Source organism: Haloferax gibbonsii ATCC 33959 (assembly GCF_000336775.1).
GTDB lineage: Archaea > Halobacteriota > Halobacteria > Halobacteriales > Haloferacaceae > Haloferax > Haloferax gibbonsii.
On sequence record NZ_AOLJ01000025.1, the window covers coordinates 18,055 to 32,710 of the forward strand.

General features: G+C 68.9%; 14 protein-coding genes. 9 read left to right on the forward strand and 5 right to left on the reverse strand.

Annotated elements, in window-relative coordinates:
* The first annotated feature begins 28 nt into the window (after positions 1-28).
* Both C454_RS16715 and C454_RS16720 read left to right on the forward strand, forming a co-directional pair.
* The gene (locus C454_RS16715; RefSeq protein ID WP_049905247.1) at positions 29-1,105 is read left to right on the forward strand and encodes a phytoene/squalene synthase family protein; all 1,077 of its coding nucleotides are present in this window, start codon (positions 29-31) and stop codon (positions 1,103-1,105) included.
* Positions 1,106-1,327: 222 nt separating this feature from the next.
* Positions 1,328-2,176 carry a cytochrome c oxidase subunit 3 gene (locus C454_RS16720; RefSeq protein ID WP_004977455.1) on the forward strand — a complete coding sequence of 283 codons (849 nt, stop codon included), beginning with the start codon at positions 1,328-1,330 and terminating at the stop codon, positions 2,174-2,176.
* A 239-nt stretch (positions 2,177-2,415) separates the two neighbouring features.
* On the opposite strand, the gene C454_RS16725 is transcribed toward C454_RS16720, so the two are convergent.
* On the reverse strand, positions 2,416-4,074 hold the full coding sequence (locus C454_RS16725; RefSeq protein ID WP_004977458.1) for a potassium channel family protein: 1,659 nt from the start codon (positions 4,072-4,074) through the stop codon (positions 2,416-2,418).
* A gap of 53 nt (positions 4,075-4,127) precedes the next feature.
* On the opposite strand from C454_RS16725, the gene C454_RS16730 reads away from it, so the two are divergent.
* Together C454_RS16730 and C454_RS16735 are read left to right on the forward strand one after the other, a co-directional pair.
* The gene (locus C454_RS16730) at positions 4,128-4,478 is read left to right on the forward strand and encodes a hypothetical protein (protein ID WP_004977459.1); all 351 of its coding nucleotides are present in this window, start codon (positions 4,128-4,130) and stop codon (positions 4,476-4,478) included.
* Between the two features lie 166 nt (positions 4,479-4,644).
* A complete protein-coding gene (locus tag C454_RS16735) occupies positions 4,645-5,460 on the forward strand; it encodes a CDP-alcohol phosphatidyltransferase family protein (protein WP_004977461.1) in 816 nt (271 codons plus the stop codon).
* Here the strand turns inward: C454_RS16735 and C454_RS16740 are convergent, their stop codons facing one another.
* Complete coding sequence (locus C454_RS16740) at positions 5,461-6,366, reverse strand: methyltransferase domain-containing protein (RefSeq protein WP_004977462.1); 906 nt, start codon at positions 6,364-6,366, stop codon at positions 5,461-5,463. It abuts the gene before it with no gap.
* A gap of 162 nt (positions 6,367-6,528) precedes the next feature.
* On the opposite strand from C454_RS16740, the gene C454_RS16745 reads away from it, so the two are divergent.
* Positions 6,529-8,739, forward strand: a complete 2,211-nt coding sequence (locus C454_RS16745) for a DUF7527 domain-containing protein (protein WP_004977463.1) — start codon at positions 6,529-6,531, stop codon at positions 8,737-8,739.
* A gap of 285 nt (positions 8,740-9,024) precedes the next feature.
* Here the strand turns inward: C454_RS16745 and C454_RS16750 are convergent, their stop codons facing one another.
* Positions 9,025-9,330 (reverse strand): hypothetical protein, encoded by a 306-nt coding sequence (locus C454_RS16750; RefSeq protein WP_004043804.1) that lies wholly within the window; start codon positions 9,328-9,330, stop codon positions 9,025-9,027.
* A gap of 232 nt (positions 9,331-9,562) precedes the next feature.
* Here C454_RS16750 and C454_RS16755 point away from each other — a divergent pair, with 232 nt between their 5' ends.
* The 3 genes from C454_RS16755 to C454_RS16765 all read left to right on the forward strand — a co-directional run bounded on the left by C454_RS16755 (position 9,563) and on the right by C454_RS16765 (position 11,840).
* Positions 9,563-10,894 (forward strand): adenylosuccinate synthase, encoded by a 1,332-nt coding sequence (locus tag C454_RS16755; RefSeq protein ID WP_004977464.1) that lies wholly within the window; start codon positions 9,563-9,565, stop codon positions 10,892-10,894.
* A 122-nt stretch (positions 10,895-11,016) separates the two neighbouring features.
* Positions 11,017-11,202 (forward strand): methytransferase partner Trm112, encoded by a 186-nt coding sequence (locus C454_RS16760; RefSeq protein WP_049905248.1) that lies wholly within the window; start codon positions 11,017-11,019, stop codon positions 11,200-11,202.
* 56 nt (positions 11,203-11,258) lie between these two features.
* Positions 11,259-11,840: a DUF7524 family protein gene (locus C454_RS16765; RefSeq protein WP_004977466.1), complete on the forward strand. Its 582-nt coding sequence runs from the start codon at positions 11,259-11,261 to the stop codon at positions 11,838-11,840.
* 40 nt (positions 11,841-11,880) lie between these two features.
* On the opposite strand, the gene C454_RS16770 is transcribed toward C454_RS16765, so the two are convergent.
* Together C454_RS16770 and C454_RS16775 are read right to left on the reverse strand one after the other, a co-directional pair.
* Positions 11,881-13,044 carry a DR2241 family protein gene (locus C454_RS16770; protein WP_004977467.1) on the reverse strand — a complete coding sequence of 388 codons (1,164 nt, stop codon included), beginning with the start codon at positions 13,042-13,044 and terminating at the stop codon, positions 11,881-11,883.
* The gene (locus tag C454_RS16775; RefSeq protein ID WP_004977468.1) at positions 13,044-13,922 is read right to left on the reverse strand and encodes a CbiX/SirB N-terminal domain-containing protein; all 879 of its coding nucleotides are present in this window, start codon (positions 13,920-13,922) and stop codon (positions 13,044-13,046) included. Before C454_RS16775 ends, C454_RS16770 begins: the two co-directional genes overlap by 1 nt.
* Positions 13,923-14,112: 190 nt before the next feature.
* Between C454_RS16775 and C454_RS16780 the strand changes: the two genes are divergently transcribed.
* Positions 14,113-14,607: a DUF7523 family protein gene (locus C454_RS16780; RefSeq protein ID WP_004977469.1), complete on the forward strand. Its 495-nt coding sequence runs from the start codon at positions 14,113-14,115 to the stop codon at positions 14,605-14,607.
* Positions 14,608-14,656 lie beyond the last annotated feature (49 nt).

A 14,656-nucleotide genomic window follows, 5' to 3' on the forward strand; every position in this document is an offset into this window, starting at 1 on the left:
CCCCTTCCGTAATACCGGTACGCTTCGAATGTCTCGACACGCCGATGCCCGGCCACCGGCAACTGATGACGACCTCGATTGGTGTCACGATGCAGTTCAGGGGGTCTCTCGTACCTTCGCCCTCACGGTCGACGTCCTCGACGAACCGATGGCGTCGCACATCTGTATCGGATATCTCCTCTGTCGAATCGCCGACACCGTGGAGGATTCGTCTTCAATCGCGCCCGACGAGCAGGCACACCTCCTTCGACTCTACGACCGCGCGCTCGACCCCGACGACGACACCACCGTCGACGAGTTCGTGAGCGCAGTACAGCCGCACCTCCCCCCGGAGGGCGAACAGTCCGACGACTGGATGGTCGTCGCCAACACCGCTCGGGTCTTCCGGACGTTCGAGGCGCTTCCGGAGGACGTGCGGGAGGCGGTCACGCCGCCGGTCCGCGAACTCGTCTCGGGCATGGCGATGTTCGTCGAACGCTACTCCCAGACCGGCGGGCTCCGCATCCAGTCCCGCGAGGAGTTAGAGGAGTACTGCTACTACGCCGCCGGCACCGTCGGCAACCTCATCACGAACCTCGTGACCCGCGGCAACGTCGACAGCGAGCGCCGCTCGCGGCTCTACGACACCGCCGAGGAGTTCGGCCTGCTCCTCCAGCTCGTGAACATCGCGAAGGACGTTCACGACGACTACACGGCGGAGAACAACGTCTACCTCCCCGCCGACTGGCTCGACGACGCGGGCGTCCCCCAAGAGGAGGTCGTCGCCCCCGAGCACAACGACCGGGCGGCCTCGGTGGTCAAGCGGACCGCCGACCACGCCAAGTCGTTCCTCGACGACGCCCAGACCTACCTGGAGACGGTGCCGCTCCGCGAGGGCAACACGCTCGCCGCGTGGGCGATTCCGTTCCTGCTCGCGGTCGGCACGCTCCGCGAACTCGTCGCCAACCCCGAACACGCGGTGACGGGTGAGGGGATCAAAATCTCCCGCCAAGAGGTGTTCGCCGTCGTCTCCGAGATGAACGGCGCGAGCGCCGAGTCGCTCGCCGAGATGCGCGAAATCATCTCGCGCCAGCCGTTCCACCGAGCGACGACGAACGCCGACTGAACGACGCAGAGGCGCTGTCGGTCGGGCCCGGTTCTGTCTCGCTTCTCTTCTCGCGTCGCTTCGCGCCGAGCGCCGCCGAACGCGCCGGCAGCTTCGGGTCTCGCGAGCGCCGTGTTTCGCACCCGCGGCGGTCGCCGTCGGAACCGCGGTCCGAGACCCATGCGGTCCCGTGACGAACGCAGTTTGGGAGGATTTTTAGTAACCCAAGCATAACGGGCGTCTATGAGTACCGAAGAAGCACACGACGACCACGGCCATCACCTGCCGGCGGTTCAGGACTGGCCGCGCGGCTTCGGCGAGGCGAGCTGGTGGCCGTTCGTCACCGCCGTCGGGGGCGCGGGCATCTACGCCGGTGCCGGGCTGTACGTCATGGCACAGGACGGAATCGTCGGCCAGACGGCAGGCCCCGCCGTGTTCATCGGCAGTATCTTCCTCTTCCTGGCCGGACTCTACGGCTGGTTGTACCACGCGTTCGTGAGCCACTTCTGGTCGCGCGACGCGAGCCAGAAGAGCGCATCGAAGCTCCGTTGGGGCATGATTGCCTTCCTCGGCTCCGAACTCGGGACGTTCGGCGCGCTGTTCGCGTACTACTTCTTCATCCGCGCGGGAACGTGGCCACCGCAAGAGCTACCGCATCTCACCGGGTCACTGGTGTTGGCTAACACCGCCATCCTCATCGTGTCCAGTTTCACGCTCCACTGGGCGCACGTCGCCATCCGCGAGGAGAACCACCGTAACTTCATCCTCGGCCTCGCCGTCACGCTCCTGCTCGGCGTGATATTCATCGGCGGGCAGGTCTACGAGTACTACGAGTTCATCGTCCACTCGAACTTCTCCATCACCGACGGCATCTTCGGGTCGGCGTTCTACGGCCTCACCGGCCTGCACGGCCTCCACGTCAGCCTCGGCGCGGTGCTTCTCGGTATCGTCTTCGTCCGCGCGCTCCGCGGACAGTACTCCGCCGAGCGTCACGTCTCCGTCAGCACGGCCTCGATGTACTGGCACTTCGTGGACGTCGTCTGGATATTCCTCGTCGTCGTCCTCTACGTCGGCGCGGAAGTCGGCGCGTAACCCCCGTCGCCGCGACGCGACGGCGACCGATTCTTTTTTAATCTACTCCTCCGAGAGCCACGGACGCCGGCACGTCCTGTCGAGGGATGGTAACGGGCGTCCACTGCCATGGGTTGTTCGGACCACGTCCTCGGACGCGACGTGGACGTGTCGGACGTCTCGACCGCCGAGCGGCGGGTCCGGTACACCGACCGAGAGCCACGCCCACGTCCGCGACCGTAACCCTCGCCCGCGACCGCTCACCCGAACTGTTCGTTGAACCGGTAGATGTCCTCGTCCACGCCGGCGACGATGAGGTCGTCGTCGGCCTCGACTCGGAACTCCGGGCCGATTTCGGTGACGAGCGCGCCGTTTCGCTCGACGGCGATGACGGTGCAGTTCGTCCGAGCGCGAACGTCGGCCCCGGCGAGCGTCCGTCCCACGAGGCTGGGCGCGTGGGTCCGGACGATTTCTATCTGCGACTGGGGCGCGATGACCTCCTCGTCGAGGACCGTCGAGGCGAGCATCCGGCCGGCGACCGTCGACAGCGCGAGGACGTAGTCCGCGCCGGCGCGGTAGAGTTTGGCGATGCTCTCGGTCTCGTTGGCGCGGGCGATGACCTCCGTCTCCTCGGAGACGCGCTCGGAGACGAGCGTGGCGAACACCGCCGTCGTGTCGTTGTCGAGCGCGAGAAGGACGCCGCGAGCCTCGGTGACGTTCGCCTCCGAGAGCGTCTGCGGGTCGGTGATGTCGCCGACGAGGTCGACGCCGGGTTTGTCCCGCTTGTCGACGACGAGGTGCGGGACGCCGGCACTCGCCAGCGTCTCGGCCGCGGTCGAGCCGACCTCGCCGTACCCGGCGACGATGACGGTCCCGCGGCGGAACCGCCGCGCCGACGACAGCGTCAGCGCGCGGAGCTCTTCGAGCTGCTTCTCGCGGCCGACGACGAGCAGGATGGTGTGCTCGTCGATGACGGCGTCCGGGGCGGGCGGGGAGACGAACTCGCCGGTGAACCACGCGCCGATGACGTTGACCCCGGTGACTCCGCCGATGCCGCTCTCGGCGATGGTCCGCCCCTCGACGGGGCTCCCGCGCTGGACGAGCAGCTCCGCGACCTCGAAGTCCTCGCCGATTTCGATGGCGTCGCCGAGTTCCGAGGAGATGGACGTGGTCGCCTTGCCGGCGAGGCTCTCGCCGAGCAGTCGGCGCGGGGAGACGACCCGGTCGGCTCCGGCGTAGCGGTGGTAGTCGGCGACCTCGGGGTCCTCGATGAGGCTGACGACGCGGGCGTCGGGAGCGGCCTGCTTGGCGGCGAGGATGATGCTCGCGTTCGTCTCGTCGTCGTCGTCGGCGACGATGGCGAGCGCCTCGGCCGCGTTCGCGGCTTCGAGCGACTCGATGGCCTCGGGGTCGCCGTGGACGACCTCGTAGCCCTCGCCGTACAGTTCCTCGGCGCGGTCGCGGTCGGCTTCGAGAATCACGTAGGGCACGTCCATCGAGTCGAGTTCGTCCACGAGGGCGTCGCCGCGGGGGGTGAACGTACAGATGACGACGTGGTCCGTGCGCGTCGAGGTCGTCGGCGGCGCGGTCCGCAGGGCGTCTTCGACGAGCGGGACGAGAAACAGCGGGAGCGTGAGGAAGACGGTCGTGACGCCCGTGAGCTGCATCAGAATCGACAGCATGAGCAGCGGCGGGTGGTCGACCCAAAACCGGGTCTGTTCGCCGTAGCCCGTCGTCGTGAACGTCTCGACGACGACGTGGACCGCCTGCAGGAAGGTGATATCTTCTCCGGCGAAAAAGCCCGCCGCCCACTGGTAGGCGATGGAGAACGCGAGCATCAACAGCCCGGCTCCCGCGAGATAGCGACCGAGTCGCCGCTTCGCCTTCGACAACCCGGGGCCGTCGCCCGAAATAGACATAGTCGGGCTATGAGCGCCGGTGGCTAAAAGCGTCCTGACACGGTAGGAGTTCCATGAGCCGCCGCCGAGACGCCGCACTCGCGGGGGCGCTGCTCGTCCCCATCGCGGCCGCGGCGGTCCTCCTACGGACGCCGGTGACACCGGGGCCGGTCCTCGTCGGCGTCGTCGGGGCGCTCGCGCTGGAAGCGGCGCTGTCGCTTCGGGCGTCGAGCGTCCGCGCGCTGTGGGAGCGACGAACCGTGCAGGCCGCCTCCGTCGCGGTCGCCGTCGTCGGAACCGCCCTGGGTGCCGTCGTCTTCGGACGCGCGACGCTACTCGCCGTCGCGGCCGGGCTCTCGACCTATCTGTTCCTCCTCGCGGCCGTGGAACTCCGGAGCCGTCGCCGAGGAGATAGCCGCCCGTGAGTCGGTCTCGCCGACCTGTTACGCGAGGAATACTTAACCCGCGCCCGTCCACCAGTACGGGTATGTGCAGCACACCGTCCGACCGCCGAGGCGACAGTCCGCGACCGTGACGCTCTCGGGGAGCAGCGGGGCGACTGCTCGGACGACCCGCCGGACGAGACGCCGCGTGCTCGAAACCGGCGGCGCGGCGGCAGCGGCCACGCTGGGGTTCGGCGCGCTCCTCGCGACCGAGTGGGTGTGGCTCGTCTCGCGCGCCGAGCCCTCGCCCGAGACCGCCGCGGCGACGTGGGCCGCCGGAACCCTGCTCGTCGTCGTCGGCCTCTGCGCGTACGCCTACGCGAACGCGGACGAGAACGTCGCGCCCGGCGGCGGAGCGACCGAGTCGGAGCCGGGGCGGCCCTACGACGGCCTCGGGCTCCCGACCGCTGTCACGCTCGCTCGCGGCTTCCTCGTCGCGGGCGTCGCGGGCATCGCCGGCGTGGCGCTCTACGGGCCGCTGAGCCCGTCGTGGGCGTGGGCCGCCGCCGTCGGCTACGGGGCTGCGGCCGCGCTTGACGCCCTCGACGGAGCGCTCGCCCGCCGACTCGACCGCGTCAGCCGACTCGGCGCGCGACTCGACACCGCGGTCGACGCCTTCGGCCTCCTCGTGGCCCCGCTGGCCGGCGTCTTCCTCGGAGAACTCGCGTGGTGGTACCTCTCGGTCGGGGCGGCGCGGTACGTCTTTCTCCTCGGCCTCCGGCTCCGCGAGCGAGCGGGCCGACCGACGTTCGACCTCCCGCCTCGCGCCTCGCGGCGCGTCCTCGCCGGCGTCCAGATGGCCGTCGTCCCGCTGGCGCTCGCTCCCGGCGTCTTCGACGCGTGGATGCCCCTCGTGACCGGCGTCGCGGCGGCGGCGCTCCTGCTCGGGTTCGCTCGGGACTGGGGCTACGTCTCGGGCCGGGTCGGGAGAGAAGGCGACGGAGACGCGTCAGTTCCGGAGTAATCAGTCGAGTTCGGCCAACACGTCGAGGTTGTGGGCGACGTACGCGAGTTCGTCGCCCGCGAGGTCGTCGTGCCGGGCCTCGAGCCACCCGTCGAGGCTCTCGCGGTCGACCGCAGCCGACTCGCCGACCGACTCCTCGACGAAGCCGAGGACGCGGTCGAGGAAGATTCGCGCCTCGTCGTCGTGCGGCGGGTGGACGACCCAGTCGGAGCCGCCGGCGGCGACGACCGGCGCGCCGAGGTCGGGAAGGACCGAAAGGAGGTCGGAACCGGTGTCCGGCCCCGCGCGTTCGCCGCCGCGCATCGTCTCGTGATACGCGCCGAGAACCGCGTCGTCGTCGGGGTGACTCGGGCGGAACGCGGTTCGGCCGTCGAACGTGATAGGCGCGTAGAAGAGCCCCTCGTCCGTCAGCCGCGAGAGGAGCGCGTCGACCGCGCGGCGGAGCGGGAGCACGTCGAGGACCGCGTGCGCGACCACGAGGTCGATGGCCTTCGGGAGGACCGTCATCGCCTCGAAGAGGTCGCTCGTCACGTAGGTGAGAGAGACGCTGCGACCGTGGCGCTCGATGCGGAAGCCGTCGGGCGTCGGCTCGGCGGTCCAGCCGGCGGCGCGCGCCCACTTCGCGAACGCCGCGGCCGCGTGGTCGGCCATCCCGCGCTTCCGGTCGACCATGACGTACTTTATCTCGTCGTGCGCGTCGAAGACGCCCCACGAGAGGAGTCGCCGACACATCGCGCCCGTCCCCGCGCCGACGGAGACGACGCGAAGCGGCTGTCCCGACCGCGACTCGGCGCGCGCTTCCAGCCGGTCGATGAGACTGGCGAGGGTCGGTCGGTGGAGCGCGCGGTCGTCCACGGACTCCTTCGCGCGGAGGTAGTGGACGAACCGGTCGTCGTGGCTGGTCACGACCGCCCCGTCTCGGCGGACTCGTATAACCGTTCTCCCGACGCCGGCCCGACGGGTGCGAGCGAATCGGTTACAGTGGGCACGCTGAAGTGTGAACTGAGCGAAACGTTCGCCCGATTCGCCCGGAAAGTATTTGATTCGGTTCCGGTGATGTAACCCCAAATGGATAGCGAGATTATCGACGCGGTGACCGGGTGGGACTCCGCGCCCGCCGGACGAGGCTACGGTGGCCTCCGGTCGCTCGCGGACGACGGCTTCACAGGAGCCGTCGTCGCTGGCATGACGTGGGGATTCATGCTCAACGGCCGTCTCCTCGGCGTCTTCGACGGGACGGTCGCGGATTTCGAGGGTGAATCGTTCGAGGCGCACCGCGCACCGGACCCGGCGCTGCCGCTTCTGTACGCGATGCGGGAGACCGGCGGCGACATCCGCGCGCAGTACTACACCGAGGAGACGCCGCTGGGGGACGCCGACGGAACGCTCTCGGCGGGCGGCTTCACCGGCTACGTCGAACTGTCCGAGAACGTGCTCTCGGGCGACTACTACGTCGTCTACCACGGGGGGAAGTCGATGAGCGCGGCCTTCGTCGGCAACAGCAAGCGACTCGTCACCGGCGACGACGCGTTCGAGCGCGCGAGCGACGAGGTCGGCATCTACAAAGTCTACGACGTGGACCTCGACCTCGTCGATATCCCGGAGCCCGAGTCCGACGAGGACGAGGACGCCGCGGGAGTCGCCGCGGCGGGTAGCGAGGCCGACGTGACGGACACGTCCGAAGAGCCGGAGACGCCGACGACCACGACCGCGGACGAGCCGAGTACGACCGCGGCAGCCGACGACGTCGCGTCGGAGCGCGCTGCCGACGGCGACGACAACCCCGCCGACGGGGAGCCGGAGCCGGCGACGGCCGACACCCCGGCGAGCGCGGAACCCCCGGCCGAGACCGCGGCCGACCCGGAGCCATCGACGCCCGACGACGACGGCACCGAGACGACCGACAACCCGTCCGCGGGCCCCATCGAGTCACGGTCCCCGGAGCCCGCCGAGACAGAGGCGGCAGCGACGGACCGGCCGGCGTCCGACGAACCGGCCTCGCCGATGTCCGAGGGGCCCGTCGTCGCCGACGCCCCGCAGAAGAACGGGGAAGCGTCGTCTCCGGACCCGCTCGCGGAGGACGGCGCGACCGACGACGACGTGTTCTCCGCCGAGGCGCAGTGGCGGAACGCCCGGTCGATACCCTCGCTCGACCCCCGCGACGCAAAGGGCGAGGCCGTGGACGACCGCCCCGGAACCCCCCGAAGCCGTCGGGGGAACACGACGCAGGCGACGCATCACCGTCCGTCCCGGAGTGGGACGGGCGGCGAGGCGCGACCGTCGCCGAAAGACCAGTCGAACCAGCAGCAGTCCCAGCCGACCGAACAGACGCCGGACGAGCCCGCCGTCGACCCGGCGGAAGCCGAGTCGCTGAAAGAACGAGTCGAGGCGCTGGCGACCGAGCGCGACCGGCTCGAATCCGAGCGAAACGCCCTCCGCGAGGAGCGGGACGAACACCGCTCGCGCGCCGAGGAGCTCGAAGACCGCGTCGCCGAACTCGAATCCGAGGTCGAACGCCTCCGCGACCGGCTCGACGAGGCGGGTGTCCGGTCGACCGACCGGTCTATGTCGGCCGACGAGGCGCTCCGCGGGACGAACCTCTTCGTCCGCTACGCCCAGAAAGGGCAGGCGACGCTGGAGAAGGCCCACGACGGGCAGGCCTCCCGTGAGGAGGTCATCGAGAACCTCCGGCTGGAACACCACACCACGTTCGACACGGAGGGGCTCGGCATCGACGGCCAGCCCTACGAGGAGTTCCTCCGCGGGACGCCCGAGTACGGCTTCGCCAAGTGGGTCGTCACCGACCTGCTCTACGAAATCGGCGAGACGGGCAACCGGTCGAGCCTCGCCGGCGTCTTCGACTCGATTCCGAAGGCCGACCGAATCGAGCTGTACGGGAGCGTCTCGGTGCCCATCGGCGACGGCGAAACCGAGTCGCGGCAGTTCGACGTCATCGTCCGCGACCAGATGGGCGAGCCGCTGTTCGTGGCGAACCTGAACGACTCGCGGGACCCGGCGACCCAGCCGATGGTCACCCAACTCATCAAGGACTCGAAGGCCGTCGCCGACGCGAAAGAGACCCTCGGCTCGGCGTTCGTCGTCACGAGGAGCTTCTTCGAGCCGGAGGCGCTCGAAGCCGCCACGGCCGAGACCGGCGGCGGCCTCCTGAGTCGGTCGAAGCGCAAGAGCTTCGTGAAACTCTCGCGGAAGCAGGGGTACCACCTCTGTCTGGTGGAGGCCCGCGGCGGCGAGTTCCACCTGAACGTCCCCGACCTCTGAGTCGGCGACGGCTCGCGTCGACCGGCGCCGTCGCTGTGTTATTTTTCGTTCTCGCGTTCCGCTCGGCGGTCGCGCGCGAAGCGCCGCGGCTGTCGACGTTACTGAACGATAGTGAAACGACCGCGGCGCTCGGAGCGCGTCCGCGGCGAGTGTCCGTGGTGTCGTGTCGGAACCGTTCGGTACCGACTGAATCGAAGCGCAGCTAACGCGGTCGGTCCGATGTCGTGCCCGGAAAGACTCGTCGGACGAAACAGGATAGAACGACCGCGTGCGCCTGAAGTGTGGTTAGTTCTCGATTTCGGCCGCTTCCTCGATCTTCATCGATTCGAGTTTGCCGACGATTTCGTCGAGCTTGTCGTCGAGTTCGTCGACGAACTCTTGGGTGCGCTCGGTGGTGATTGCGCCCTGGCTGGAGGGTTCGATGAGGTTCTCTTCTTCGAGAACGCGGAGGGAGTAGCGGACTTTGTGGTGCGGGTAGCCTGTCTCGTTGGACATCTTCACGATGCCGATTGGCTCACTTTCGATGACCATCTTCAGGACCTGGAGATGGCGCTCCAACATATCGACTTCCTTCTCAAGTCGGTCTATCATGCCATTTGTTAACTCTTCTTGGGAGGCTTTAAGCCTTGCCCTCCGGGTCGGCGAATAATGAGATAACGCGACCTTAACGAGGACACTAATTAACCGTTGTGTTATCCGTCGTCACGCCAATGCGTGTTCATGGCGTATTCTTCGGCGACGACTCGATAATTAGGCACGAATGTGCATTGCTCGTCGGCCGCGACCGTAATCTGTTTAGTGCGGCGCGGGGAACGGCCGACGTATGACTGTTACCATCGTCGGTTCGCAACTCGGCGACGAGGGCAAAGGCGCGCTCGTCGACCTGTGGGGCGGCGACGCTGACATCGTCGTCCGCTATCAGGGCGGCGACAACGCCGGCCACACCGTCGTCGAAGACGGCGAGGAGTACAAGCTTTCGCTCGTCCCGAGCGGGGCCGTCCGCGACAAGGTCGGCGTCCTCGGAAACGGCTGTGTCATCAACCCCCGGACGCTGTTCTCCGAGATCGACGACCTCCGCGAGCGCGGCCTCGACCCCGACGTGCGCCTCGCCAAGCGCGCGCACGTCATCATGCCGTACCACCGCCGCCTCGACAACATCGAAGAGGAGGCGAAGGCCGACTCGGACCTCACCGTCGGCACGACCGGTCGCGGCATCGGCCCCACCTACGAGGACAAGGCGGGCCGCCGCGGCATCCGCGTCGGCGACCTGCTCGACCCCGACGTGCTCCGCCAGCGACTGGAGTACGTGGTTCCCAAGAAGAAGGCGCTCATCGAGGACGTGTACGGCCTCGAAGCCGGCGAGGAGTGCGACGTCGAAGCGCTCGTCGAGGAGTACACCGAAATCGGCCGCCGCCTCCGCGAGGACGACATGGCCGTCAACTGCGGCGACTTCCTCGCCGAGCGCCGCGAGGCCGGCGACAACGTGATGTTCGAGGGCGCACAGGGCACCCTCATCGACATCGACCACGGGAGCTACCCGTACGTGACCTCCTCGAACCCGACCGCGGGCGGCGCGGCCACCGGCACCGGCGTCGGCCCGACCGTCGTCGGACAGGGCGAGGTCGTCGGCATCGTCAAGGCCTACCTCTCCCGCGTTGGCGAGGGCCCGATGCCGACCGAACTGAAAGACGACGACCGCGAGGAGGAACTCGCCGACTTCATCCGCGAGAAGGGCGGCGAGTTCGGCACCGTCACCGGCCGCCCGCGCCGCATCGGTTGGCTCGACATGCCGATGCTCCGCCACGCCGCCCGCGTCAGCGGGTTCACCGGCATCGCGGTCAACCACCTCGACGTGCTCGCCGGCCTCGACGAGGTCACGGTCGGCCACGCCTACGAACTGGAGGGCGAGGAACGCCTGACGATGCCCGCGACGACCGAGCGCTGGGGCGAGTGCGAACCCGTCCTCAAGGAGTTCGACACGTGGCCGGAAGTGGACTGGGCGGCGGTCGCCGAGGAGGGCTACGACGCCATCCCCGACGCCGCACAGGACTACCTCGAATACCTCTCGGACGAACTCGACGTGCCGATTTACGCCGTCGGCGTCGGCCCGGGCCGCGAGCAGACGGTCCACCTCGAAAACCCGTTCGACAACTGAGCCTCGACGACCGGCCACCGATTCGCGGCTGACGCGACTGCGGCGGCCGTCCCCTCCGCCGAGCCCGCCGTGACGGCGGCGAACCCGTACGCTTTTACTTCGCGCAATCCACCGTCACGACGATGAAAGAATCCCTGATGGACATCCTCTGTGACCCCCTCGACAAGAGCGAACTCGAGCTGGAAGTCGACGAGCGCGACGGCGACGAAATCCTCGAGGGGCGGCTCATCGGTACGGTCACCGGCGAGGTGTACCCCATCGAGGACGGCATCCCGAACCTCCTGCCGCCGGACATGCGCGACGACTGAGGCGCGCACCTCATCGGACCTGAACGTTTTTCTATTCTCGTATCGACGGTGAAGCCGTGTCGAACGCGCCGCTCACCGTCACGCTGAACGACGAGCGCCCCCACGACCTCTCGGTAGCGCCGTCGTTCGCAACGAACGGCCCGTTCTCGGTCGAACTCGTGAACAAGGGACAGGCGGTGCACGTCCACCTCCACATCGACGACGAACTCGCGCGCGCGGCGAGCCTGTCCGAAGGAAATCACTTCGTCGACGGCGGCCAGACGAAGCACGTCGAGGTGTTCGTCACCCCGCCGCCGGAGCCAGTGTCGGGGAAGCTGAAGATAGTCTCCGGCCACGGCTCGGAGACGAGGTACGTCGACGTGACCGTCGAACCCGGCGAGGGCGGCAAACCGCCGGTCGACGTGGACGAGACGCTCTCGAAGCCCAAGCAACCCGACCCCGAGCCGAGCGTGACCGAGAGCATCGCGGACGTGTTCCCGAGCGTCGACCCGCGGGCCGCCCCGCTTTTCGGCCTCGCGCTCGTCGCGCTCGTCCTCGCGGTGGCGCTCGCGTCGGTGTTCGAGAGCTTCGCCATCACCCTCGGTGCCGGCGTCGTCGTCGGCGGCGTCCTCGCGGCGCTGGTGCTGACGATGCGGTGACGAAATCGGAAAACGAAACGCGGAGCGCTCGCGGCGCGACCTACTCGTCGTCGGACGCGTCGGTCGGGACGCCGCCGAGGTTGCCCTCGTCGTCGAACAGTTTCGCGCGCAGGAACCGCGCCCGGTAGCGGTTCGCGCCCTCGTACACGTCGCCCTCGCGGATGTCGTCGGTGCGGTCGTCCGCGACGGCCTCGATGATATCTTCGACCTGTTCCTTCTCCGAGGGCGTGAGTTCGAACTCGTACGTTTGGGTCCCCTCGCCCTCCAGCCGCGTCCACTTTCGGGACGCCGCGATGACGACGGAACACGGCTCGCGGCACGGGAACGCGCCGTCGCCGCCGTCCACGTCGAGGTCGGTGTCGTCGTCGTACTGCCACTCGCGGCGCTTGACGCACTGGCTGTCGTCGCAGCAGGCCTCCGCGACCCAGTCGACGTGCTCGTGGCCGTCGCCGCGGTTCCACGTCTTCACGACGCTGTACATCCCGGTCTGGCGGCCGATGGCGTCCTCCCAGTGGGCCACGTCGAGTTCGCCCCGGCGCTCGCGGTACCAGTTCGGCACCGACGCGGGGTAGAACGTCTCGACGGTCTCGACGAGGTCGCGAGCGTCGAGGTCGGGGAACACCCAGCCGCCGGCGAGGTTGTTGCCGGTCTTCAGCGGGCGATAGCGCCCCTTCTCGTCGTAGGTCGCCAACTGGCGGGCCGCGAGCGGTTCGCGGTAGGGGTCGAGGTCGTCGCGGTCGGCGTCGACCTCGTCGGCGTGGCGGAGTTCGTAGGACCGCTCGCCGTGGTCGTCGACGGTGACCGTGACGAGTAGTTGGCCCCACTCGCGGCTGACCCCGTCTCTGAGGGCGTCGTAGCGCTCGGGGACTGAGGCGGCGTCGCCGTCGTTCTCGCTGTCGTCTCCGTCTCCGTCTCCACCGTCGTCGCCTCCCGCATCGACGGACGCGCCCTCGACCCAGCGGAGGAACGCCCGCCGCTGGGGGCTGGACTCGCCGACGACCTCGGACCAGAAGTACCAGTTCGTCGCGTAGTCGTCGTAGTCGGCGAGGGCCTCGCGGAGACCTCCTTCCGTGAGCCCGTTCAGCGTCGAATCGGCGGTTTCGAGGCGGAATCCGTCGTCGGAACGGGAGACGGTGAACCCGTCGAGGGAGACGCCGTCGCCGGTCGCCGCGGCGTCGACGAGGGCGTCGAGGTGGTGCCCCATCAGTTCGCCTCCTGCGGCGTCTTCCGGGTGCGTTCGCGCACGACTTCGAGGCTGTTACCGATGTCGGCGCCCGCGTCGGCGGCGCGTTCGAGCACCACGTCGGCCATGAGCCCCTCGGTCCCGACCGCGCCGGCGTACCAGATGCGGTGGCCGTCGACCTCGGCGGGCACGTCGTAGCCCGTGCGGTAGTCGTCGGTCAGGCCCATGTCCTCCGGGATGTCCTCCTGGGTGTGGAACCCGTCGGCGATAAACAGCGGGACGACGACCACGTCCTCGGACTCGAAGTAGTCGGTCACGTCGTCGACCTCGGGTTCCTCGTCCATGTAGAGCGCCTGCACCTCGTCGAAGCGGTCCATCTCTCGGATGCGGTCGGCGTGGTACTCGATGGCTTTCGCGGAGTTCTCGTTGCGCTCGGTGCCGTGGCCGACGACGGCGAGGCCGAAGCCCTCGCCGACGTTCGGGTCGCCGGTGACCGTCTCGGCGCGGCGGACCAACACGTCGGTCATCGCCGCGTGGGTTCCGACCGGCCCGCAGTAGTGAATCGTCTTCTCGGGCACGTCCGTCGCGGAGAGGGTGACGTGCGACGCCGACAGGCCGTCGGAGTCCCAGTCGGCCACGTCCCACCCCTCGAGGCGGAGTTCGCGCGGGATGACCTGCTCCGTGAAGTAGCCCTCGCTGATGAAAAGCGGGACGACGTACACCTCGTCGGCCTCGACGGTCCGGAGCACCTCGCGAATCGACGGCTCTTCCTTCCAGAAGCCGGTCCGCACCTCGTCGAACGCGCCCACCTCGCGGACCGTGTCCGCGTGGTCGTAGGTGGGGGCGCTCGAATCCGGGTTCAGGTGCGACCCGTGCGCCACGATGACCAGGGCTTGCATGTCCGGGGGTTACGAGGCGACTGTCTTATGGACTTCGCATCGAAGAAAGGAATCTTCGGATTCGGACAACTCGCGTTCGCCACTCGTTCAGGAGACGCGAGGCGGGGCGCGGGGAGTCGCGACCCGCGGACGACCGCGACAGCGCCCGGCGAGCGGCGCTTTTTTGCGCGCGCCCGACGACCCGGCAGACATGTCCCTCGCCGCCGACGCGCGCGACGCAGTCCGCGAACGACCGTATCTCCTCGCCGCGCTCCGCGCGGGCGTCGTCAACTACGCCGCCGCCGCGGCCGAACTCGACCTCGGCGACGACGAGGCGGTCGCGGCCGCGCTCCGCCGGTTCGCCGCCGACCTCCCGCCGCTCGAAGCCGACCCCCGAGACGCCGCCGTGACGATGCGAAGCGGCGTCGGCCTCGTGGGCGAGGACGTCGAGGAGACCGACGGCGACCCCGTGCTCTCGGTCGCCGGCGTCGACCTCGCGGGCGGCGGCCCGCTCACGGCTATCATCGCTGAGGGCGAGGTCGACCCGAAAGTCCTCGCCGCCGTCCTCTCCCGACTCGACGCCGAGTCCGTCGTCGTCGACGCCGCCGGCGTCGCGGGCGACGCGCTCGCCGTGGTCGTTCCGCGCCGACAGGGGGCCGCCGCCCTCCGCGTGGTCGAAGCGGCCGTCAGCGATTTATACGTCTGATTTCCGGCTATCAACTGTGATAGCCGGCGGCCGGCGCTTATTACCTCGG